Below are 22,858 nucleotides of genomic sequence, written 5' to 3' on the forward strand. Positions count from 1 at the left end.
GCCGTGACGACGACTGTGACGCCCCCACCCCCCGAGACCACGTCCGCCAAGGAGCAGCGGCGCTCCCGTCTGCCGAAGTCCGCGCGGGCCGGCGGCACCCTGCACGGCGGCCCGATCGCGTACGCGATCCTGATCGTGTTCACGATCGTCTCGTTGTTCCCGCTGGTGTGGACCGCGATCGCCGCCTCCCGGGACACCCAGCGCCTGGCGCAGACCCCGCCGCCGTTCTGGTTCGGCTCGAACCTGTTCAAGAACCTGGAGATCGCCTGGACCGAAGCCAACCTCGGTGAGGCGTTCCTCAACACCACGATCGTGGCGGGCATTTCGGCGGTGACCGTCGTCATCCTGTCGACGATCGCCGGATTCGCCTTCGCCAAGCTGCGCTTCCGGGGCCGGGGCGCGCTGATGCTGCTCGTGATCGGCACCATGATGGTCCCGCCGCAACTGAGCATCATCCCGCTGTACATGATGGTCGCCAAGCTGGACTGGACCGACCAGCTGCAGGCCGTGATCTTCCCGTCGCTGGTGAGCGCGTTCGGCGTGTTCTTCATGCGGCAGTACCTGCTCCAGGCGCTGCCGGACGAGATCATCGAGGCCGCACGGGTCGACGGCGCGAGCAGTTGGCGCGTGGTGTGGCACGTGGTGTTCCCGGCCGCGCGGCCGGCGATGGCCGTGCTCGGCATGCTGATGTTCGTGCAGACCTGGAACGACTTCCTGTGGCCGTTCCTCGTCCTGACCCAGTCCGGCAACCCGACCGTGCAGGTCGCGGTCGCGGGCCTCGGCCGCGGATTCACCCCGGACCAGTCCCTGATCATGGCGGGTGCCCTGCTGGGCACGCTGCCGCTGCTGCTGGTCTTCGCGGTCTTCGGCAAGCAGATCGTGGGCGGCATCATGCAGGGCGCGGTCAAGGGCTGACCCCCGTCTGCCGATGTCTCCCACCAGGGGGCCGGGTCACCGACGCCTCGGCCCCTGCTCGTCCCCTGCTCGTCCCCTGCTCGTCCCCGTGCCGCCCCTCGCTGTCCCCTCTTCCCCCTTCTCGCCTTTCTCGCCCTTCTCGCCCTTTTCCCCATCTCACCTCTGGTCCTGACTCGCAGGTCCCTCCACGACCGCCTATGGGAGCGCTTCCATGTCTGACTCCACCACGCCGGTGACCCCGGCGGCCTTCCCCCCCGCCTTCCTCTGGGGCGCCGCGACCTCCGCCTACCAGATCGAGGGCGCGGTGCGGGAGGACGGTCGTACGCCGTCCATCTGGGACACCTTCAGCCACACTCCGGGCAAGACCGCCGGCGGCGACACCGGTGACATCGCTGTCGACCACTACCACCGCTACCGCGACGACGTGGCGTTGATGGCGGAACTGGGCCTGGGCGCCTACCGCTTCTCCGTCGCCTGGCCCCGGGTGCAGCCGACCGGCCGCGGCCCGGCCGTCCAGCGCGGCCTGGACTTCTACCGCCGGCTGGTCGACGAGCTGCTGGCCCACGGCATCAAGCCGGCCGTCACCCTCTACCACTGGGACCTGCCGCAGGAGCTGGAGGACGCGGGCGGCTGGCCGGAGCGTGACACCGCGTACCGCTTCGCCGAGTACGCGCAGATCGTCGGTGAGGCGCTCGGCGACCGGGTGGAGCAGTGGATCACGCTCAACGAGCCGTGGTGCAGCGCGTTCCTGGGCTACGCCTCCGGCGTGCACGCGCCGGGCCGTACCGATCCGGCGGCCTCGCTGAGGGCCGCCCACCACCTGAACCTGGCCCACGGACTGGGCGCCAAGGCGCTGCGGTCCGTGATGCCGGCCCGCAACTCGATCGCGATCAGCCTCAACTCCGCGGTGGTCCGGCCCCTCTCCCCCGGCGACCCGGCGGACCTGGCGGCGGCGCGCAAGATCGACGACCTGGCCAACGGCATCTTCCACGGTCCGATCCTGAAGGGCGCCTACCCCGAATCGCTGCTGACGGCGACCTCGTCGCTGACGGACTGGTCGTGCGTCCAGGACGGCGACCTGGACCTGATCCACCAGCCGCTGGACGCACTGGGCCTCAACTACTACACGCCCACCCTGGTGTCGGCGGCGGACCCGGACGCGGAGGGATCGCGGGCCGACGGTCACGGGGCGAGCGAGCACTCGCCGTGGCCGGCCGCGGACGACGTGGCCTTCCACCAGGCGCCCGGGGAGCGCACCGAGATGGGCTGGTCCGTCGACCCGAGCGGGCTGCACGAGCTGATCATGCGGTACACCCGGGATGCTCCCGGCCTGCCGCTCTACGTCACCGAGAACGGCGCCGCCTACGACGACAAGCCCGGCGCCGACGGCACGGTGCACGACCCGGAGCGGATCGCCTACCTGCACGGCCATCTCGCCGCGGTCCGCCGGGCCATCACCGACGGCGCGGACGTGCGCGGCTACTACCTGTGGTCCCTGCTGGACAACTTCGAGTGGGCGTACGGCTACGAGAAGCGCTTCGGCGCGGTCCACGTCGACTACGCGTCCCAGGAGCGGACCCCGAAGGCCAGCGCCCTCTGGTACAGCCGGGCGGCCAAGTCGGGCGCCCTGCCGGGGCCGGAGGCCGTCTGACCTTCCCGGAAACGGGGGAACGGGGGGAGCCGGGGGAGCGGGGCACGGTGCTCTGGGGGAGGGCCGCGCCCCGTCGGCCGGTCCGTCCCGTGGATCAGGAGCGGATCAGGACCTGAAGGTCGGTGTCAGCCGGCCGGGACGGCGGCGGCGCACGGCCCCCCGGTGGCCTCGTCCCCGCCCGTACGGTCTCCGGGGAGTCCCCTCCCGGCCGTCGAGCTGGATCCAGACGCGCACCTCGGTCCCGCCGAGCACCGACGAGCCGATCCGTACGTCCCCGCCGGTGGCCTCCGCGAGCCGGCGCACGATGTCCAGGCCGAGGCCGGTGGAGCCGTCGCTGCCGGAGCCCCGGCCGCGGGCCATCGCCGCCTCCGGGTCGGGTATGCCGGGGCCCGCGTCGGAGACGAGCACGATCACCGCGTCCTCGCCGTTGTGCAGGTCGACGGCGAAGGCGGTGCCCTCGGCGGTGTGCCGGAACACGTTGCCGAGCAGGGCGTCGAGGGCGGCGGCCAGATCGGCGCGGGCCACGGGGATGCGGACCGGGCCGTCCGCTCCGGCCACCCGCCACTTGCGGCCCTCGTCCTCGGCGAGCGCCGACCAGAACGCCATCCGTTCCCGGACCACTTCGGCCGCGTCGCAGCCTGCGCCGGGGCCGGCCGCGGCCGTCTGCGGTTTGGCCTCCCGCGCGGTGCGGATGATGGTGTCGACCTCGCGCTCCAGCTGCTCGACCGCCGCACGGGTCTGCTCGGCGGCCGGTCCGTCGCCGAGGGAGGCGGCGTTCAGCCGCAGCACGGTCAGCGGGGTGCGCAGCCGGTGGGACAGGTCGGCGGCCAGTTCCCTTTCGTTGGCGAGGAGTTGGACGACCTGGTCGGCCATGGAGTTGAACGCCACGGCCGCCAGCCGCAGTTCGGTCGGCCCCTTCTCGGGCACCCGTGCGCCCAGCTTGCCCTCCCCCAGTTCGTGCGCCCCCTCGACCAGCCGCTGCGCGGGCCGCACCATCCGCACGCCCAGCCGGTCGGCGACCGCGACCGAGCCGAGGACGAGGGCGACGCCGACCGCCGCGAGCACCGCCCAAGCCGTGCCCACCCCGTTGGTGACCTCGGACTCGGGGACGAACACCTCGACCACGGCGATCTCACCGGTGCTGAGCGCGACCGGCTGGAGCAGCGTCGAGCCGCCGGACACCTTGGAGGTGGAGGCCCGCCCCAGTTTCCGTACCGCCTCGATGTCCTCGGCGGTGGCGCGGCGGCGCCCGATGTCGAGGGGCTCGGCATCGGCGCCGACGGGTATGTGCACGGCCATCGCCGCGTCGGACCCGGCGGAGGCGACGACGCGTTCGAGCTGGTCGCGGTCGGTGGTGATGGACAGCGCGGGAGCGACCGCCGCGGCTTCCCGTTCGGCGTTGGAGAAGGCGCGGTCGCGGGCCATCTCGCGGATGACGAGGCCGAGCGGGACCGCGAAGGCGATCACGACCATCGCGGTCACCGCCACCGACACCTTCACCAGGGCCCATCTCATCGCGGTGACTCCGCCGCGGGCAGTCCCGCGGCCGGGGGTTCCAGTTTCACGCCGACGCCCCGCAGGGTGTGCAGATAGCGCGGCCGGGCGGCGGTCTCGCCCAACTTCCGCCGCAGCCAGGAAAGATGGACGTCTATGGTCTGGTCGTCGCCGTAGGACTGCTGCCACACCTCGGCGAGGAGTTCCCTGCGGGGGACGACGACTCCGGGCCGCCCTGCCAGGAAGGCGAGCAGGTCGAACTCCCGCCGGGTGAGGTCCAGTCGGGCGCCGTCCAGTTCGGCTTGGCGGCGCAGCGGGTCGACGGTCAGCCCGCCGACCCGGAGCACCGGGGACGGCGCCTCCTCCCCCGCGCGGGAACGGGCCCGGCGCAGTACGGCCGCCATCCGGGCCGACAGGTGCTCCACCGAGAAGGGCTTGGTCAGGTAGTCGTCCGCGCCGGCGTTCAACAGCCGTACGATCTCCGCCTCGTCGTCCCGCGCGGTGGCGATGATCACCGGCACGTCCGTGATGCCGCGCAGCATCTTCAGCGCCTCGGAGCCGTCGAGATCGGGCAGTCCGAGGTCCAGGACGACGACGTCGAAACGGAAGTGGGCGACCTCGCGCAGCGCCTCCAGCGCCGTCCCGACGCTGCGCACCAGGTGTGCGGCATCGGTCAGTTGCCGGATGAGCGCCGAGCGTACGAAGGGGTCGTCCTCGACTACGAGAACACGTGCCATGGGCGGCACCGTACGCCATGCCGGGCGGCTCGGTGCGGGCCTGTGGACAACTCCGGACACCGCCGCGGGCGCGACACGTGCGGGGCGGGTGGGGCAGTATGGGCCGACGATGCGCAGAGGACTCGTACACGTACTGGCCTGGCTGCTCGCCACGGGCGCGGCGGTCACGCTGTCGTGGTGGGGTGTGGACACGGTGATGGCGGGCACGGCCTACGACCCGCCCCGCGCGCTGCCCGTCACGGCGGCCGACGCCACGGCGCAGGAGTCGAGGCCGGTGTCGTCCTCGACCCGGCGCCCGACCGACGCGGAAGCACCGGAAGCCGCCGATGACGCGGCGGACGCCGGGGACTCGAAGGACGCGCAGGCCCCGAAGGGCTCCGAGAACTCCAAAGGCTCCGAGAACTCCGAGGACACAGCCGCGGACGCGGGCGGTGCGCAGGACGCGCAGCAGCGGGAGTCGGTGGGCGGACCCGACGGGGTCTCCCCCGACCCCGCTCCGGGCGGGGCCGCCCCCGCGCCGGCCGACCCCGCTCCGGCCACCTCCGGCGAGGTCAAGGCGTACGACACCGGGGGCGGCCGGGCGGTCTTCGACCTCGGTGAGAGCTCCGCCTCACTGGTGTCGGCGACGCCCGGGGCGGGCTGGTCGATGCAGGTGTGGAAGACGGAGTCGTGGATCCGGGTGGAGTTCGCGGCGGACGCGGACCGGGTGTCGGTCTTCTGCACCTGGCACGACGGCCCGCCGCGCGTGGAGATCAACGACTACTGACCGGGCGGCCCGGCCCCCTCGCGCCCCTCACCCCTCACCGGAACACCGGCGTCACCGGAACACCGACGGTGGCGGCGCCGGGGAGTCGACCGCCGCCAGGTCGCCGACCGGGGCGGCCCCGCCGGTGAAGTCCCTGAGCTCCCGCCCGTGTTGGACTCTCCCGGGGTGCGGGTCGGAGGCGGCGCGGCGGGTCAGCTCGGCGATCGGCAGGGGCACGTCGGAGGCGACCAGCACGGAGTTGCCGAAGCGTCTGCCGCGCAGCACCGCCGGGTCGGCGATCAGCGCGAGTTCGGTGAACCGGGCGGCGGCGGTGGCGATCTGGCCGCGCAGATGGGCCAGCGGCGGCCCGTCGGCGAGGTTGGCGACGTAGACCCCGCCGGGGGCGAGGGCCCTGCGGACGTCGTCCAGGAACTCGGTCGAGGTCAGGTGGGCGGGGGTGCGGGCCCCGCTGAACACGTCGGCGACGACGAGGTCGGCCCATCCGTCCCGCACCTTCGCGAGCCCTTCCCGGGCGTCCACCGAGCGCACCCTGATCCGCGCCCCGGGGTCCAGGGGCAGTTCCCGGCGGACCAGTTGCACCAGTTGCGCGTCCCGTTCGACGACCTGCTGGGTGGAACGGGGCCGGGTGGCGGCGACGTACCGGGCGAGGGTGAACGCGCCGCCGCCGAGATGCACCGCCTGCACGGGCCGGCCGGCCGGCCCGGCGGTGTCGATGACGTGTCCAATCCGCCGCTGGTACTCGAAGGAGAGGTACGCCGGATCGTCCAGGTCGACGTGCGACTGCGGGGCGTCGTCGATCAGCAGCGTCCAGGCCCTCGGCCGTTCCCGGTCGGGGACGAGCCGGGCGAGCCCTCCGTCGACGCTCTCGACGACGGCTTCGACGGCGGCCCGCCCGCGTCCGGAGTTCCTGGACCTTCCCATGGAGGCATTGTCTCAACCCGCCCCGCACCGGACCCGGTCACCCCGAGCACCGCGCGCATCCCGGCCCGGCGGGCTCAGCGGCAGCCGTCCGCCACCTCGAGCAGGCGTCGTGCCTCGCCCAGCGCCTCCCGCAGGACCGCGGGATCGGTGGCGAGGCCGGCGTCGTCCTCGGGCGGCAGCAGCCAGTCCGAGCCCTCCACCGGCGGCCCCTCGGGCGCCAGGCCCAGTCCTCGGCCGTCGGTCTCCGTACAGGTGCTGCCCGGCACGTCCCACGCCGCGGCCGTCCCCGGCGGCACCAGGAACCCGAGGGTGCTCCCGCCGTCGCCGTGCAGTACGGGCCCCACCGCGTCCCCCGCCCCGGCCGCGCCACGCCGGAGGATGTCCACCGCCTCCAGACCCTGCCGGGCCGGAACCGTCACCACGTCGCAACAGCCCGGCAGCCCGCCCGGCAGTCCGCCCGACGGCGTTCGGGGTTCACTGCTCCGGCTGGTCACCATCCCGGCCTCCACGTTCCGCCTCCACCACACACGGGGTTCAACGCGGCGGACCGTTCCGGGCTACGGCGAAACCCAATAGCACAGAATGGCAGTTCATGGCGGATCGCGGACGAGATATCCGGTTTGTGGCCAAACTTTGCGTGGCGACTCCGTCACAGCAGGTACGTTCTTGCCCGCCGGCAACAGAGCGGCTCGACGGATGGACCGCTCTGCTTCCGGCATGGTTCGACGGTTCGCAGAGAGGACCCGGCCATGGCGTCGTCAACGGTGCCCTCGTCCCAGCCCGACCGGCCACTGCGGCCGAACCTCGTCTTCCGGCAACTGCGCGGAACGCGCTCGCCGGCCGAGTTCGCCGCGTCGGTCCGCAAGGCCGCTCGCGAGATAGGCGAGCGGGTCAGCTGTGACGCGCGGTACGTGCATCGGGTGGAGGCAGGCGAGATCCGCTGCCCCAACTACGCCTATGAACGGGTGTTCCTGCACATGTTCCCCGGCCGCACGCTGACCGACCTGGGCTTCGCGCCCCGCGCGTCGGTCCGCGGGCGCCGGGCGCGGGACGACGGGGACACTCCCCCGGCGCCCGGCGCGGCCCCGGCACTCGTCACCAGTGAGACCGGCGGGGCCCCTGAGCCGTATGACACACAGAACCCGTACGACTCGCACCACCCGTACCACACGCACCACAACTACGAGGAGAGCGACGTGCTGCGTCGCGCATTCATGACCGGCGGGGGCGCCACGGTGGCCGCCGCCTCACTGGGCCCACTCGCCCTGGCCCCGGACGCCTCGGCGGCACAGCGCGCCGTGCGCCGCCCCGGGGCGAGCGACGCGGGTGCCCTGGAAGACGCCGTCCGCCGGATCAGGCTGCTCGACGACCGGCACGGCGCCGACGGCCTCTACCGGCGGGCGGCGGCACCGCTGCGCGCCGCCTACGCCCTGCTCGACGCCGGGGCGACCCGGCAGCGGACGGCGGACCGGCTGTACGCCGGCGCCGGTGAACTGGCCATCTCGGTGGGCTGGCTGGCGCACGACTCCGGCCGGTTCGACGACGCCCGCTCGCACTACGCGGAGGCACTGGCGACCGCGCGGGTGACCGGGGACCCGGGGCTGGAGGCGCACGCCTTCTGCAACACGGCGTTCCTCGCCCGGGACTCGGGCCGCCCCCGGGAGGCGGTGCGGGCGGCGCAGGCCGCGCAGCGGGCCGCCCGCCCGCTCGGCTCCGCCCGGCTGATGTCCCTGCTGGCGCTGCGCGAGGCGGGCGGCTGGGCCGGGCTCGCCGACCGGTCCGGCTGCGAACAGGCACTGGCCCGTGCGCAGGCCTACTTCGACCGCGGCCCCGCACCGGCCGACCCCGAGTGGATGACCTTCTACGGGGAGGCCGAACTGGAGGGCCTGGAGGCCCAGTGCTGGTCGACCCTGGGCGACTGGCCGCGGGCGGCCCGGCACGCGCGGCGGGCCGCCGAACTCCAGAACCCGCACTTCACCCGCAACATCGCGCTGTACACGGCGGAACTGGCGGACGACCTGGCCCGCGGCGGGCACCCGGACGAGGCGGCGGCCGCGGGGATGCGGGTGCTGGACCTGCTGTCCGAGGTCCAGTCGTCCCGGGTCCGCACGATACTGGCGGGCACGGCCCGCGTACTCCTCCCGCACCGCCGCACCTCGGACGTGTCGGCCTTCCTGGACCGCCACGACTCCCTCCCCCGCATGACGTGACCGCCCCCGGGCCGGCGTCAGGTCCGGGTCGGCGTCAGGCCCGGGTCGGCGTCAGGCCCGGGTCGGCGTCAGGCCCGGGCCGGCACCGGGCCGACTCACCCCGCCAGGTGACCCAGGTCGTTCCAGCTCTCGACGGCCGGCTCCCCGTACGCCCAGCCCAGGACCGACAGTGACGTCGGGTTGAGGCGGATGCGGGCCGCGAAGTCGAGCGGCAGCCCCAGCCAGCGGGCGCCGATCGAGCGCAGGATGTGCCCGTGGGCGAAGACCAGCACGTCCCGGTCGGCGGAGCGCGCCCAGGCGACCACCTCGTCCGCGCGGGCCGTCACCTCGGCGAGGGTCTCCCCCTCGGGCACGCCGTGGCGCCAGATCAGCCAGTCGGGGCGGTCCGCCCGTATCTCGTCGGGGGTCATGCCCTCGTACGCCCCGTAGTGCCACTCCATGAGGGCGTCCCAGGTCTGCGCGCGCTCGCCGAACCCGGCGAGTTCACAGGTCTCCCGCGCGCGTACCAGCGGACTGGTGCGCACCTCGACGCCCGGCAGCCCGTCGTACGGCGGCCGGTGCAGGCGCTCACCGAGCAGCTTGGCGCCCTGCCGCCCCTCGTCCAGGAGCGGCACGTCGGTCCTGCCGGTGTGCTTGCCGGACAACGACCATGCGGTCTGTCCGTGCCGGGCCAGCAGGATGCGCGGTGCCATGAGAGACCTTCCGGGAGAAATCGGGGGGCGGAACCCCTCCATCATCGCGCACCCCGGGGTGGGGCAACCCGGCGGGCGATCTCAGCGTCTATCAGGGCCGAAGGCACCTCATGAGGGGCGCGAGTACGCCTAGAGTGGCTGATCGGATCGCCGTGGGGGCGGGAGTGAGCGTGAAGGGGGAGGGCGATCGGATGCCGCACACCGAGACACCGGGTACCGAAGGGGCCCCGGCGATCCGGCTGCGCTGGTGGACCGAGCTGCCGCTGATCCTCCTCGTGTACGCCTGCTACTCGGCGGGGCGCCTGGTCGTCCGGGGCGACGTCGCCGACGCCGTGGACCACGGACTGGCGATACTCCGCATCGAGCAGGCGCTTCACCTCAACGCCGAGCACCCGCTCAACCGGCTGTTCACACGCGAGCCGTGGCTGGGCATACCGGCCGACTTCTGGTACGCGTCGCTGCACTACCTGGTGACGCCCGCGCTCCTGGTCTGGCTGTTCCGCTCCCACGCGGTGCGCTACCGCGCCGCCCGCACCTGGCTGATGACGTCCACCTTCATCGGGCTGATCGGCTTCACCCTGCTGCCCACCTGCCCGCCCAGACTGCTCGACGCGAGCCACGGCTTCGTCGACACCATGGCCCAGTACAGCTCCTACGGCTGGTGGGCCGGTGAGGCCAGCGCCCCGCGGGGCCTGGGCGGGCTGACCAACCAGTACGCGGCGATGCCGAGCCTGCATGTGGGCTGGGCCCTGTGGTGCGGTGTGGTTCTGTGGCGGATCGGCGGACCGCAGACGGCGAGGTCGGCGAAAGCCGCAAAGGCCGCGAGGACGGCCGCCGTCGTCTATCCGCTGGTGACGGTCGTCGTGGTGATGGGCACCGCCAACCACTACTTCCTGGACGCGGTCGCGGGTGCCGTCGTGATGGGCGCCGGGCTGCTGCTCGCCCCCTTCGTGACGCGGTGCACGGACCGGGTGAGGGCCCGTCTGCTGCCGCGCCCGGCGCCGGTCCCGGGGGCCTCTTCCGTCCCGGGTTCCCCGATTGTCAGTGCCGGATGCCAGACTTCCGCGGGTGAGCAATTCCCACGACAGCGGCCACGGCAGCGGCAGTTCGAGCCACGGTCCGCCCCGGAAACCGAGCCGGGCGGCGCTCCCCCCTCCGACCGGGGGGAAGGAGCCCAGGCCGCTCCGGCACCGGCTCGCTGAGCTGCGCGGTCCGGACGTGTCGGCGAAGGCGCTGGACGCACGCGCCCTGGCCGCCCTGGCCGCCAACCCGGGCTGCGCGCGCCGCGCGATCCTCGACGGCGCGGGCGTGGACAAGGCGAGACTGGCGGGCGCGCTGGGCTCGCCCTCGGTCTTCGGCCAGTCCCAGTTCGCGTTCGTCCGGGGCAACGCGTTCGAGGCCCGGGTCAAGGCGGACGGCGGTACGGAACTGCTGCGGCTCGTCCACGAGAAGCTGGACCGCTCCGCGGAACCGCCCGCCGGCGCGCGGGTGCCGGACCTGACCGCGTCCGGCCCCCGGGGGCGCGCCGCGCGCACGGAGTTGGCGCTGGACGAGGCCGCACGGGCGCGGGACGGGTGGACACTGCTCGACCATCCCCTGCTCGCGCTGGACGTCGCGGGCTCGCCCGCCTTCCTGGAACCGGACGCGGTGGTGGTGCACCCGGACGGCAGCTGGACGGTCGTGGAGATCAAGTCCTTCCCCATGCTGGATGGGGCGGCGGACCCGGCGAAGGTCGGCGCGGCGGCCCGGCAGGCGGCGGTGTACGTGCTGGCCCTGGAGGAGGTCGCCGCCCGCCTCACCGCCGTCCCGGCCCCCCGCGTGCGGCACAGGATCCTGCTGGTGTGCCCGAAGGACTTCTCCAACCTGCCGACCGCGTCCGCCGTGGACGTGCGCAAGCAGCGCGCGGTGACCGCCCGCCAGTTGGCCCGGCTCACCCGGATCGAGGACATCGCCGGCGCGCTCCCCGAGGGCACCTGTTTCGCACCCGAGCTGCCCCGCGAGCGGCTCACGGCGGCCGTGGAGTCGGTCCCGGCGAGCTACGCGCCGGAGTGCCTGTCCGCGTGCGAGCTGGCCTTCCACTGCCGGGACCGTTCCCGCGCGCAGGGCGCGGTGACCTCCCTGGGCCGCCCGGTGCGCGCCGAACTGGGCGGTCTGACGACGGTCGAGGACGTGCTGGCGGCGGCCCGCGGCGAGGCCGGAGATCCCGACGATCCGACGGTGGCCGCCCTGCGCAGGGCGGCGGCGCTGCGGGCGGAGGCCCTCACCGACGCACGGGTCCCCGCCGACGCGCAGTCCCTCACCGGCCGCCCGGAGGTGGCCCCTTGTCGCTGATCGCCACCCTGGCCCGCCTCGAGGCCGTCAGCACCGGCCGCGCCCAGCCCGCCGCCACCGTCCGGCACCGGCACCTGTCCGAGCGGCCGCTGGTGTTCGTGCCGCTGATCACCGCCGGTGAGGCGGGCGCCCCGCTCGGCGCGCTGGTGGGCACCGACCGGGACGCACCGCGGCTGCTGGCCGTGCCGCAGCCGCGCGACCGGGACCTCAGATTCGCGTTCCTGGCCGAACTGGCCGACGTGGTCCTGCCGTACGTGGACGGCTGCGCCGAGGCGGTGGAGACCGCGGAACGCGGCGAGACCGACCCGGAGACCGGAAAGCGGGTCAAGGTCGAGGTCGAGCTGTGCGCGGACGCGCCGCAGCTGATCGTGCCGAGCCGGGCCGGCGTCGACCTCGTACGGCTCCTCGGCCGTTCCACGCGGTTCCGGCGCACGGCGGAGCAGGATCCGGAAGCGCCCTTCCCGGCGCCGCCCCGGGTGCCGTTGCTGGGGCGGTGGCTGACCCACTTCGGGGAGCGGGCCCGGGTGCCCGGCTCGTCGCTCCTGACCGCCATGACGGATCTGCTGGGCCGGCACTGGGCGACCGGCCAGTCCACGTTGGAGGACCAGCACCTGGGGGCGCTGCTCGCCTGGATCGACCCGCCCGAGGGACGCTCCGGGGCCGAGGCGGCGCAGGAGGCGGAGCTGGCGCGGGACGCCGGCGGACAGTTGCTGTGTCCGCCCGCGGGCCCGGCGACCGACCCCGCGTTCGACAACAAGCTGCTCGCCCCGGCCGTCGAGCGGTACGACCGCGCCCGCAGCGCGCTCGCCGCCGCGGAGGACGGTCTGCAGGCCGACGACCGGCTCGGCGCGCTGGCCGCCGCCGAGCGGGAGATCCGCGCGCTGGTGGAAAGCCGTACGCGACCCACCTGGGACGCGGTGTGGCGGGGCCTGGACCTGCTGCGCGCGCTGCCGGAGGGTGCGCGCGTCGAGGAGCGGTGGACGCGTGACCGCTGGTCGTTCACCGGTCACCGGGACCGGGTGCTGGCCGGTGAGCCGCCGCAGCCGCGCCGCGACGACGCGGTGACGGCGGCCAACAAGCTCGCCACGCGCGAGCGGGAGCAGGCCCGGCTGGAGGCCCAGGAGGCCCTGGACGACCCGTTGGTGATGGCGGGCCGACGGCTGTCCGGGGAGGCGTTCGCGGGCGAGGTCGTCGATGTGGTCATGGCGTACAGCGAGAGCAAGCGGCCGAGCCCCCGCCCGCTGGTCACCGTCCGGACGGACGACCGCCCGTACCTGGGTGAGCGGGCCAGGGTGTACCGCTCGCTGGGCGGGAAGCCGCAGACGGCCGAGTTCGTCGCCGTGGAGACTGTAGAGGCTGTAGAGGCCACAGCGACCGGGGAAGCGGGCGGGTCCCTGCTCGTCCTGCGGATCCTGGACAAGATGGGCCGCGGCAAGGAGCCCGAGGCGGGTTCGGTGCCGGAGAAGGGCGACCGGCTCTGCTTCACGCTGTTCGAGCACGAACCGCGCGGCGGGGCGAAGCTCCCCGATCCGGAGGAGACCCCGTGGACCCACGGCGGCCCGCCCGGCGCCGCGACCGCCGCACCGGAGGCCGCCGACCCGGTGACCGAGGAGGACGTCCTGTGACCACCGAGGCCGTGACCCCCGAAGCCGCGACCACTGCGGCCGTGCCCCCCGAGGCGGGCTTCGCCCCCGGCGCGGCGGCCGCCCGTGCCACCGACGCGATCCTGCGCGACACGCTGCACGGCACCGCGCGCGGTGTGGTCGTCGACTCCCCGCCCGGTGCCGGAAAGTCCACGCTGGTGGTCCGCGCGGCGCTGGAACTGGCCGAGGCGGGGCGCCCGTTGATGGTGGTGGCGCAGACCAACGCGCAGGTCGACGACCTGGTCCTGCGGCTCGCCGAGAAGAACCCGGACCTGCCGGTCGGCCGGCTGCACAGCAGCGACACCGACCCGTACGACAAGGCGCTGGACGAGCTGGAGAACGTCCGCAAGTCGGCGAAGGCTGCCGATCTCGCCGGGCTCGACGTGGTCATCTCCACGGCCGCCAAGTGGGCGCACGTCAAGGGCGTCGAACCGTGGGCGCACGCGATCGTCGACGAGGCGTACCAGATGCGCTCGGACGCGCTGCTCGCCGTGGCGGGGCTGTTCGAGCGGGCGCTGTTCGTGGGCGATCCGGGGCAGTTGGACCCGTTCTCGATCGTGGGCGGCGAGCAGTGGGCGGGCCTTTCCTACGACCCGTCCGCGTCCGCGGTGACGACCCTGCTCGCCCACAATCCCGAGCTGCCGCAGCACCGTCTGCCGGTGTCGTGGCGGCTGCCCGCCTCGGCGGCGCCCCTGGTGTCGGACGCGTTCTACCCGTACACGCCGTTCCGCAGCGGCACCGGCCCCGGCGACCGGCGGCTCACCCTCGGCGTCCCGTCGGACGGCTCGGGTCCGGACCGGGTGATCGACGAGGCCGCCGAGTCCGGCTGGGGCCTGCTGGAGCTGCCCGCCCGGCACACCCCGCGCACCGACCCGGAGGCGGTCCGGGCGGTGGCCCTGGTCGTCCGCCGGCTGCTGGACCGGGAGGGCGCCACGACCTCCGAGCGCCCCGCCCCCGGCCCCGTTCCGCTCACCGCCGACCGGATCGCCGTCGGCACCGCCCACCGCGACCAGGCGGCGGCGGTCCGGGCGGCGCTGGCCGAGCTGGGCGCGGCGGACGTCACCGTCGACACGGCGAACCGGCTCCAGGGTCGGGAGTTCGACGTCACGGTGGTGCTGCATCCGCTGTCCGGCCGCCCCGACGCCACCGCCTTCCACCTGGAGACCGGCAGGCTGTGCGTGCTGGCCTCCCGGCACCGGCACGCCTGCATCGTGGTGTGCCGGGCGGGCGTGGGCGAGCTGCTGGACGCCTACCCGTCGACGGAACCGGTCCAGCTGGGCACCCTCGTGAAGTTCCCGGACGGCTGGGAGGCCAACCACTCGGTCCTGGCCCACCTCGCGGAACACCGGGTCGAATGGCGACCCTGACCACCGCTCCGGTGGCTGCCCGGCAGGCGACCGGCGCGCCGCCCCATTCGCCGGACGGAGTCCGGCACGCCGCCGGAGGCGGCCGACGGTCACAGCCCGGACGGCCGGGAGGCGAACCACTCGGTCCTGGCCCACCTCGCGGAACACCGCGTCGAGTGGCGACCCTGACCGTCGCGGGCCCGGTCGCGCCTGGCCCGAGGCCCTCTTGCCAGGGCGCGGGACAATGGACGGTGGCCCACTCACCGGCGGGCCGACGTGACGTACGCGTACGACCGGCATGACGAGCACGACGTGCCCGACGTGTACGACGTGTACGACGAGAAGGACGAGCAAGAGGGAGACGACATGGCGGAGCCCACGCCGCACCGGGACCGACCGCGGCTACGCCCCGCGTCCCTGCTGTTCGAGCCCGCGGAGGCGGCCGCCGATCCGGAGCACTTCTTCGCCCTGGAGTCGATCGACGATCCGCGCGCGCTGCTGGACCGGGCGACGGAGCTGACGCTCGCGTTCCGCGCGGCGACGGACCGGGCGATGGAGTTCCAGGCGGTGGCGGCGGCGCAGCTGGCCGACCCGCGGCGCTTCGACCGGCTGACGCCGGCCGCCATCGCCGAGCGGGCCGAGTGGACCGAGGACTACGCGAAGAAGATGATCGAGTTCGGTCGGGACCTGCTGCACGGGAGCGAGGGCCGGGGGCACGCCGACCCGGTGTGATCGGCGGACGCACGGTCGCGCGCCCCGCGCGACCGGCCGCCCCCCCCCTGGAACAGGCATGGCATATGCCGGGTGGGCAAGATACCGCCTCCCCGCCCCGGTGTCCTCGATTCCCGCAACCCTGGGAAACCGTTCCCTCACCGCGGGTAGACAGGCTCCATGAGCAGCGCACACAGTGCACGCAAGGCATCCGACGTCAGCGGGGTCACCCCGGACGGCGCCGCCTGGCTGGCCTCCGCAGGAACGTATCCGCGCAGCACCCTCTCGCTCTGGGAGGAGCAGCCGCACGCGCCCGTCGTGCTGCCCTGCGGCTCCGCCTTCGACGTGCTGAGCGCCCCCTCGACCTTCGGGCGCCGGATGCTGGACCGGATGTGGGACGAGGGGCCGGGCTCCGGTCCGGTGGCCGAGTTCCGCGGCCGGATGCTGCTGTTCGCCACGCCCGGCACCGCCCAGCGGCTGCCGGCGCTGCTGGAGTGGGAGGAGTGGGACGCCCGTGGCAGGAGGGCCGGGGAGGCGGGCCGTACGGGCGCCGTTCCGCCCCTGCTGTGCCACGGCACCGGCGACGCGGTGACCGTTCCGGCCCCGGATCCCGGTGACCGGGCGGACCGTTCCGGCTCGCGCTGGCTGGTCGCCCCGGACACGCGTCACCCCTGGTTACCGGGCCCGGAGGTGCTGCTCTGGGCGGCCGTACGGGCGGCGCGCGCGGCCGTGCGGATATCGATTTTTCCTCCTGCCGACCAGGGTGCTAATGTCTACAACGTCAGCAGGCGCCGCTAGCTCAGTTGGTTAGAGCAGCTGACTCTTAATCAGCGGGTCCGGGGTTCGAGTCCCTGGCGGCGCACCGACACGTGGAAGGCTCCTTGCGAAAGCAAGGGGCCTTTTACGCGTCTTCCGTCCCCTCTCCGGCCCCGATGCTGATCTGCACCGTCCACGCCCCCGCATCCGTACGCCCCAGCACCTCCACCCGCACGTCCTCCCCCGGCACCGTGAAGCTCTCACCGAGGGCGACCGGGGCGTCCGCGAGCGGCGGGTAGACCGACTCCCCCCGGCAGGCCTCCGTGTGCGGGTGGGCGTCGACCACCTCGATCGGCCCCTCACCGGACCGGGTGGTGCCGCGCACCTTGTAGACCAGCACCCCCGACCGGCAGACGCCCGCGTCGTCGCCGACGGGACCGCGCGCCTCGAAGGCGAGCACACTGTCCGGGCCGGTGCGCACCACGACGAGCTTGACGCCCCGGCCCAGCCCGAAGGACGGCGCCCCGGCGGCGCCGGTCACCGGCACGCCGGGTACCGACCCGAGCGGTTCCAGCGTCAGCCGCACGGGTCCCGCGTCCTGCACGCACCGCACCTGCCGGGGCGCCAGCCAGCCCAGCTTCCACTTGTGCCAGCCGAACAGGTCGGGGGCGAGGGCGAACTGGCTGCCCATCAGGTCCCAGTCGCCGACATGGGTGTCCCAGTCGCCCTTGCCGTCCACGGGCCGGTTGTAGAGGTCGGGGAGGTCGAAGACATGGCCGGTCTCGTGGGCGAGGACCAGCCGGTCCGGGGGATGGTCCTCGAACACGGTGACGACCCGGCGGATGTCGGTGCCGTCCGCCCGCAGCGGGGTCTCCAGGTTGACGACCTTCGTGGCGTCGGAGTCCACCCCGGGCGCGTCCGGGTCGGCGACGAAGTACACGACGTCGTAGCGCGAGAAGTCGACCTTCGGGTCGACGGCGGCGAGCGCGTCGCGCAGGTAGGCGGACCGGTCCCGCAGGGTCCAGTCACGCCGTATGGCGTACGCGGTGGACGGGCGCGGCATCGGGATCCAGCCACGCAGGACGTGTGGGCGCAGGGTGAATCTGCCGTAGGAGGCCCGGTGGAAGAAGTCGCCGGTGGCGGGGAAGTGGTCGGCTGCGATGTCGTCGGGGGTGGTCAGGGGGTGCGAGTCCGGGAAGGACAGGAACACCATGACGGCGTCCAGCCGGCCGGTCGGCCGGGGGTAGGCGGCGTTCCAGGTGTCCAGGCCCTCCGAGTGGTGCGTGTCGGTGCGGGTCAGGGCGCAGGGGTCCGCGGAGAAGGGCCTGGTCTCGGTGGGGCCTGTCACCAGGGACGTGGCCGCGAGCGCCGACAGGGTGGTGAGCACGGCCGCCGCGCTGCGCAGCCAGGGGCGGCCGCACTCACCACCCTGTCGGCCCAATCCCCTGAGAGCCTCATGACCGAGTCGCCTCAGGGGGAGCTGGCGCGGCACAGAGACCTCCGGGAGACGGTTCGCAGGACACCGCACCCAGAATGTGGTGGATTGTCATACTACGCCCTGTTTATCTGCACCGGACGGGTGAGGGGCCGAGGATTCCGTTCACGTTCGACACCTCGAACCACTTACGGAACGTCACAACCGGTCTCAGGCCTGAAGAAGCCGTCCACCTCCGAGCGGAAACGATCTGGCAGAGATGCGGGACCGTGCTGGACACTGGACAGTGACTGGAAGGGCTCCGGGTCGGCCTCTATGATCGGCACACTTTCCTGAGACATTCCTGAGGCTTTCCGGCACGGACAGCGATCGAGTGCACGGCGGGAGCGAGCGGTGAGCGGAACGTCCGAGGGGCCGACGCCCACAGCAGACCTCAACCAGCCGATCGTCACGGAGAGCGACGCCCCTGCCCCACCCCGTGCCGAGCGTGAAGAGCCGACTGCACCCCCGGCGGCTTCGTCCCAGGCACCCCCTCCGTCGTACCGCTCCGTCTTCACGGCCGCTCCGCTCGCCATGGCGGTGGTCGACCGCGAGGGCAGGGTGGTCAGCGCCAACAGCACCCTCGCCACCCTGCTGGGCCGCGCACCGGACACCCTGGTCGGGGCCGTCGCCGCCGACCTGGTGGACCTCTCCTCCGACGCGCGCGCCTGGCACTCCTACCGCGAGGTGCTGTGCGGCCGGCAGGCGAAGCTGCGCTGCACCCGCCGGCTCAAGCACCCCGAGGGGCACTCGCTGTGGGTGCAGGTGTCGGTCGCGCCGCTCCCCCCTGAGGCGGCGGACGCGGGGGACGCGCACGAGGGGCCCGGCGTCCTGCTGTCCGTCGCCGACGTCAGTGCCCGCCGCGAACTCCAGACCCGGCTCCACTACTTGCAGATGCACGACCCGGTGACCCGGCTGCCCAACCGCACCCTGTTCTTCGAACGGCTGACGGCCGCCCTGGAAGCCGAGTCCTACGAGCAGAGCGGCACCGGCCGGATCGGGCTCTGCTCCCTGGACCTCGACGGGTTCAAGGCCATCAACGACGCCCTGGGCCACCGCGTCGGCGACCGGCTGCTGGCCGCCGTCGCCGAACGGCTGACGCTCTGCGCCGAGGAGGCGGGCCGGTCCAGGACCGGCACCCCGCTGGTGGCCCGGCTCGGCGGGGACGAGTTCGCGCTGCTGGTCGAGGACTCCACGGGCACCGAACAGCTCGCCGACCTCGCCGAGTCGGTGCTCGGGGCGATCCAGGACCCCTTCGACGTGGACGGCCGGCGGCTGTCGGTCTCGGCGTCCATCGGGGTGGTCGAACGGCACGCGGCCGGGACCACGCCCACCGCGCTGATGCAGGCCGCCGACACGACGCTCTACTGGGCGAAGGCCGACGGCAAGTCCCGCTGGACGCTGTTCGACCCGGAACGCAACGCGCACCGCATGACCCGCCAGGCCCTCGCCTCCACGCTGCGTCCCGCCGTCGACCGGGGCGAGTTCACGCTGGAGTACCAGCCGCTGGTCGGCATGGAGGACGACCGGGTGCACGGGGTGGAGGCCCTGGTCCGCTGGAACCACCCGCAGTTCGGCACCCTGACACCGAATCGGTTCATCTCCATCGCCGAGGAGGACGGCTCGATCGTCCAGCTCGGGCGCTGGGTGCTGCGCACCGCCTGCCGGCAGGCCCGCCGCTGGCAGGTCGAGCACCCCACCGAGCCGCCGATCTTCGTCAGCGTCAACGTGGCGGTCCGGCAGGTCTGGGACTCCGACCTGGTCGCGGACGTCGCCGAGACCCTGACGGAGACGGGCCTCGCCCCGCATCTGCTCCAGCTGGAGCTGACCGAGTCGGCGGTGATGGGCTCCTCGGGCCGGCCCCTCCAGGCACTGAAGGCGCTCAGCGACATGGGCGTGCGCATCGCCATCGACGACTTCGGCACCGGCTACTCGAACCTGGCCTACCTCAGCCGGCTGCCGGTGTCGGTGCTGAAACTGGACGGCGCCTTCGTCCGGGGCTTCCCCTACGAGGACCGGGACGAGACGCCCAGCCCGGCGGACGAGGCCATCGTCGAGGCGATGGTGCAGCTCGCCCACCGGCTGGGGCTGACGGTCACCGCGGAGTGCGTGGAGACCACGGCGCAGGCCACCCGGCTGCGCCGGATCGGGTGCGACACCGGCCAGGGCTGGCTGTACTCCCGTCCGGTGCCGCCGGACCGCATCTCCGAACTGCTGGGCACGCCCGGGGTTCAGGCGGACGTCGTGGGCAACCCGTAGGCGTCGGCGATGAGTTCGTAGGAACGCAGGCGTATGTCACCGCTGTGCGCGTTGGCCGTGATCATCAGCTCGTCGGCGCCGGTGCGCTTGTGCAGCTCGTCCAGGCCGGCCCGGACCTCGTCCGGGGTGCCGTGCACGACGTTGGCGTTCCAGGACTCGACGAAGTCCTGCTCCATCGGCGAGAACGGGTACGCCTCCGCCTCCTCGGGGGTGGGCACCAGGCCGGGGCGGCCGGTGCGCAGCCGGACCATGTTGAGCGCGGCGGCCAGGACCTGGCGCCGGGCCTCCTTCTCGTCGTCGGTCGCGAGCGCGGAGACCCCGATCAGGGCGTAGGGCTCGTCGAGGACGTCGCTCGGGGTGAACGACTCGCGGTAGAGGTCCAGCGCGGGGACGGTGTTCTGCGCGGAGAAGTGGTGGGCGAAGGCGAACGGCAGGCCGAGCAGACCGGCCAGCCGGGCGCTGAAGCCGGAGGAGCCGAGCAGCCAGACCGGCGGCCGGTGCGTCGACTGCACCCCGCCGGGCGAGGTCGCCTGGACCGGGCCGGGGACGGCGTGGATGCGGCGGTAGCGGTGGCCGTCGGGGAAGTCGTCGTCCAGGAAGCGGGTCAGCTCGGCGAGCTGCTGGGGGAAGTCGTCGGCGCCCTCGTTCAGCCGTTCCGTGCGGCGCAGGGCGGCGGCGGTGGCGCCGTCGGTGCCGGGGGCGCGGCCGAGGCCGAGGTCGATCCGGCCGGGGGCCATGGCCTCCAGCGTGCCGAACTGCTCGGCGATGACGAGCGGGGCGTGGTTGGGCAGCATGACCCCGCCCGAGCCGAGCCGGATGCGTTCGGTGTGCGCGGCGAGGTGGGCCAGGATCACCGCCGGGGACGAGGACGCCACACCCGGCATGGAGTGGTGCTCGGCGACCCAGAACCGGTGGAAGCCGCGCGCCTCGGCGAGCCGGGCGAGGTCGACACCGGTGCGCAGCGCCTCGGTGGCGGTGTGGCCGGCGCCCACGGTGACCAGGTCGAGGACGGACAGGGGGACGGGGGCGGTGCCCTGTGCCGTGCCTCGGATCTCGTCGGCTGCGGTGTCGTCTGCGGCCACGGCGGGGTGCCTCCTGTTTCGGGTGACGTCTCACCGGTCCACCAACAGGAAGGGGGCCCCGTTTGTTCCCCCGCCTCGCCGCGCACGCTCGCCCGGCCTCTCACACCTGCACGATCGGCTCCCTGGTGAACAGGGCGCCCAGGGACGGGGCGTTCACCCTGCGGTCGGCCAGGCGCAGGGCCTCCCAGACGGTGACCTGGTTGGCGGTGAGGACCGGTTTGCCGAGTTCCTTCTCCAGGGCCGCGAGGTGGGCGACCGTGTGCAGCGCCGTGTCGGGCAGGAGGACGGCCTGGGCGTCCGGGTGGTCGGCCGCGCGGGCCAGGGCGAACACCTCGGCCTCGCCCCAGGTGCCGACCTCCGCCGCCGTGATGATCCCGGAGCTGGTCACCCCGGTCACCGACACCGAGCCGGTGCCCAGGAACTCGGCGAAGAGCGCGGCCACGTCGTCCGGGTAGGTCGCGCCGACGGCGACCCGCCGCGCCCCGATCTCCCGTGCCGCGTGCACGAAGGCGAACGAGGTGGAGGAGGCCGGCGTGCCCGCCGTCCGGGCGAGGGCACGCACCTGCTCCTGCGCGCCCTCCCAGCCGCGTACGAAGCTGCCGCTGGTGCAGGCCCACACCACCGCGTCGACGCCCGCGCGCCGCAGCTCCCCGACGCCGGCCGCGAGCCGGTCGGCGTCGCCCATCTCGAGCAGCGCGTCGACCCGGTGCGCGTCCTCACCGATGTCGGTGTGCACCAGGTCCACCCGGATGTCACTGCCCAGCAGCTGCTCGGCGCGCGGATAGTCGTCCTCGGCGGAGTGTCCCGGATAGAGGAATCCCAGTGCGGTCATGTCCAGCCTTCCTGCTGCTTCTCGTCCGGCGCTCCCGGCACGCCCGGAACGCCCTGGGCACCCTGCACGCCCGACGCCTCCGGTCCGTCCGGCAGTACCGAGGCGGGCGGGGGCACCGGACTCCGCGGCAGCACCGCGCCGGACGTCCGGTCCGGCAGTACGGCCTCGGCGCCGGCCCCGGTCTCGTTCCCGGGCCCGGCCGTGACACGCGCCGACGTGTCGATCAGCGCCTGATACGGTCCCACCGCCCGGGTACCCAATCGGCGCAACGCCGCCCACATGGTCACCTGGTTGGCCGAGATGACCGGTATGCGCAGCTCCGCCTCCAGCTGCGGGATCACGTCGTACGTCGGCAGGTTGGTGCAGGAGAGGAACAGCGCGTCCGCCGCGCCGAGCCGGCCGCGCGCCGTGGCCCGCCGGGCCATGTCCACCACCTCGCGGTAGGAGACCCGCCAGATCTGCCGGGTCAGGCCCATGTACGCGCAGCCGGTGACCGTGACCCCGGCCTGCGCCACGTACTGCTCCAGCGACCGGGTCACCGACACGGTGTACGGCGTCACCAGCGCCACCCGCCGTACGTCCAGTTCCACCAGTGCCTCCAGCAGCGCGCCGGAGGTGGTGATCGCCGGGACCGCGCCGGTCCTGCTCATCGCCTCGCACATGGCGCGCTCCCCCAGGATTCCGCCGACGAAGCTGCCGGACGTGCAGGCGTAGGCCACGACCTCGGGACCGACCGCGGTGAGCGCGCTCACCGCGTTGCCGAGGGTCTCGTGTTCACTGATCAGCCGGGCGAGGTCCAGGCCGACCTCGACCGGCACGTACGGCGTTCGGGTGAGATGCAGGGACACGTCGTCCGGCGTCCAGCGCCAGAGTTCGCGGTCCAGCGCGAAGTCGAAGGGGGCGACCACGCCGACGCCGCGCTGCGGGCCGGGTCCGCCGATGAGGGAGACATCCATGTCAGCACCGGCCTCACGGTGAGAGACGAGCACGCAACGGTTCGCCGAAACGCCCGTGTTGACGACGGTAGGTTCGGGGTGC

20 protein-coding genes and 1 tRNA gene are annotated in these 22,858 nt (G+C 73.7%); 12 read left to right on the forward strand and 9 right to left on the reverse strand.

Annotation, left to right across the window (positions count from 1 at the left end):
* The first annotated feature begins 3 nt into the window (after positions 1–3).
* Both JL475_RS10795 and JL475_RS10800 read left to right on the forward strand, forming a co-directional pair.
* Positions 4–915 (forward strand): carbohydrate ABC transporter permease, encoded by a 912-nt coding sequence (locus JL475_RS10795; RefSeq protein ID WP_202277315.1) that lies wholly within the window; start codon positions 4–6, stop codon positions 913–915.
* Between the two features lie 211 nt (positions 916–1,126).
* Positions 1,127–2,566, forward strand: coding sequence for a GH1 family beta-glucosidase (locus JL475_RS10800; protein WP_202277316.1), 1,440 nt, complete (start codon positions 1,127–1,129; stop codon positions 2,564–2,566).
* Between the two features lie 105 nt (positions 2,567–2,671).
* On the opposite strand, the gene JL475_RS10805 is transcribed toward JL475_RS10800, so the two are convergent.
* Entirely contained in the window at positions 2,672–4,081 is a 1,410-nt protein-coding gene (locus JL475_RS10805) for a HAMP domain-containing sensor histidine kinase (RefSeq protein WP_202277317.1), read from the reverse strand.
* On the reverse strand, positions 4,078–4,797 hold the full coding sequence (locus JL475_RS10810; protein ID WP_202277318.1) for a response regulator transcription factor: 720 nt from the start codon (positions 4,795–4,797) through the stop codon (positions 4,078–4,080). The genes JL475_RS10805 and JL475_RS10810 overlap by 4 nt, the downstream gene beginning before the upstream one ends.
* A gap of 109 nt (positions 4,798–4,906) precedes the next feature.
* Here JL475_RS10810 and JL475_RS10815 point away from each other — a divergent pair, with 109 nt between their 5' ends.
* Entirely contained in the window at positions 4,907–5,563 is a 657-nt protein-coding gene (locus JL475_RS10815) for a hypothetical protein (RefSeq protein ID WP_202277319.1), read from the forward strand.
* A 51-nt stretch (positions 5,564–5,614) separates the two neighbouring features.
* Here JL475_RS10815 and JL475_RS10820 read toward each other — a convergent pair whose 3' ends face one another.
* Both JL475_RS10820 and JL475_RS10825 read right to left on the reverse strand, forming a co-directional pair.
* Complete coding sequence (locus tag JL475_RS10820; protein ID WP_202277320.1) at positions 5,615–6,484, reverse strand: spermidine synthase; 870 nt, start codon at positions 6,482–6,484, stop codon at positions 5,615–5,617.
* Between the two features lie 74 nt (positions 6,485–6,558).
* Positions 6,559–6,981 (reverse strand): hypothetical protein, encoded by a 423-nt coding sequence (locus JL475_RS10825; protein ID WP_202277321.1) that lies wholly within the window; start codon positions 6,979–6,981, stop codon positions 6,559–6,561.
* Between the two features lie 252 nt (positions 6,982–7,233).
* On the opposite strand from JL475_RS10825, the gene JL475_RS10830 reads away from it, so the two are divergent.
* Complete coding sequence (locus JL475_RS10830; RefSeq protein WP_202277322.1) at positions 7,234–8,694, forward strand: hypothetical protein; 1,461 nt, start codon at positions 7,234–7,236, stop codon at positions 8,692–8,694.
* 95 nt (positions 8,695–8,789) lie between these two features.
* On the opposite strand, the gene JL475_RS10835 is transcribed toward JL475_RS10830, so the two are convergent.
* Positions 8,790–9,386, reverse strand: a complete 597-nt coding sequence (locus tag JL475_RS10835; RefSeq protein ID WP_202277323.1) for a histidine phosphatase family protein — start codon at positions 9,384–9,386, stop codon at positions 8,790–8,792.
* Between the two features lie 191 nt (positions 9,387–9,577).
* On the opposite strand from JL475_RS10835, the gene JL475_RS10840 reads away from it, so the two are divergent.
* The 7 genes from JL475_RS10840 to JL475_RS10870 all read left to right on the forward strand — a co-directional run bounded on the left by JL475_RS10840 (position 9,578) and on the right by JL475_RS10870 (position 16,279).
* Positions 9,578–10,588, forward strand: coding sequence for a phosphatase PAP2 family protein (locus JL475_RS10840; protein ID WP_202277324.1), 1,011 nt, complete (start codon positions 9,578–9,580; stop codon positions 10,586–10,588).
* A gap of 16 nt (positions 10,589–10,604) precedes the next feature.
* Positions 10,605–11,717 (forward strand): hypothetical protein, encoded by a 1,113-nt coding sequence (locus JL475_RS10845; RefSeq protein WP_307825015.1) that lies wholly within the window; start codon positions 10,605–10,607, stop codon positions 11,715–11,717.
* Positions 11,708–13,342 carry a hypothetical protein gene (locus JL475_RS10850; protein WP_202277325.1) on the forward strand — a complete coding sequence of 545 codons (1,635 nt, stop codon included), beginning with the start codon at positions 11,708–11,710 and terminating at the stop codon, positions 13,340–13,342. The genes JL475_RS10845 and JL475_RS10850 overlap by 10 nt, the downstream gene beginning before the upstream one ends.
* 41 nt (positions 13,343–13,383) lie before the next feature.
* Entirely contained in the window at positions 13,384–14,727 is a 1,344-nt protein-coding gene (locus tag JL475_RS10855; protein ID WP_202277364.1) for an AAA domain-containing protein, read from the forward strand.
* A gap of 345 nt (positions 14,728–15,072) precedes the next feature.
* On the forward strand, positions 15,073–15,438 hold the full coding sequence (locus JL475_RS10860) for a hypothetical protein (protein WP_202277365.1): 366 nt from the start codon (positions 15,073–15,075) through the stop codon (positions 15,436–15,438).
* A gap of 159 nt (positions 15,439–15,597) precedes the next feature.
* A complete protein-coding gene (locus tag JL475_RS10865) occupies positions 15,598–16,215 on the forward strand; it encodes a bifunctional DNA primase/polymerase (protein ID WP_202277326.1) in 618 nt (205 codons plus the stop codon).
* Positions 16,206–16,279 (forward strand) — tRNA-Lys (locus JL475_RS10870). The genes JL475_RS10865 and JL475_RS10870 overlap by 10 nt, the downstream gene beginning before the upstream one ends.
* Before the next feature lie 39 nt (positions 16,280–16,318).
* On the opposite strand, the gene JL475_RS10875 is transcribed toward JL475_RS10870, so the two are convergent.
* Entirely contained in the window at positions 16,319–17,614 is a 1,296-nt protein-coding gene (locus tag JL475_RS10875; protein WP_237406790.1) for a M6 family metalloprotease domain-containing protein, read from the reverse strand.
* Positions 17,615–18,001: 387 nt separating this feature from the next.
* Between JL475_RS10875 and JL475_RS10880 the strand changes: the two genes are divergently transcribed.
* Positions 18,002–19,906 (forward strand): bifunctional diguanylate cyclase/phosphodiesterase, encoded by a 1,905-nt coding sequence (locus JL475_RS10880; protein ID WP_202277328.1) that lies wholly within the window; start codon positions 18,002–18,004, stop codon positions 19,904–19,906.
* Here JL475_RS10880 and JL475_RS10885 read toward each other — a convergent pair.
* From JL475_RS10885 to JL475_RS10895, 3 genes are all read right to left on the reverse strand, one after another.
* Positions 19,879–20,988, reverse strand: a complete 1,110-nt coding sequence (locus JL475_RS10885; RefSeq protein WP_202277329.1) for an LLM class flavin-dependent oxidoreductase — start codon at positions 20,986–20,988, stop codon at positions 19,879–19,881. The two genes, JL475_RS10880 and JL475_RS10885, sit on opposite strands and share 28 nt — an antisense overlap.
* Before the next feature lie 100 nt (positions 20,989–21,088).
* Positions 21,089–21,820 (reverse strand): decarboxylase, encoded by a 732-nt coding sequence (locus JL475_RS10890; protein WP_202277330.1) that lies wholly within the window; start codon positions 21,818–21,820, stop codon positions 21,089–21,091.
* On the reverse strand, positions 21,817–22,776 hold the full coding sequence (locus tag JL475_RS10895) for an aspartate/glutamate racemase family protein (protein WP_202277331.1): 960 nt from the start codon (positions 22,774–22,776) through the stop codon (positions 21,817–21,819). The genes JL475_RS10890 and JL475_RS10895 overlap by 4 nt, the downstream gene beginning before the upstream one ends.
* Positions 22,777–22,858 lie beyond the last annotated feature (82 nt).

This window comes from Streptomyces sp. M2CJ-2 (assembly GCF_016757295.1).
Classification (GTDB): Bacteria; Actinomycetota; Actinomycetes; order Streptomycetales; family Streptomycetaceae; genus Streptomyces.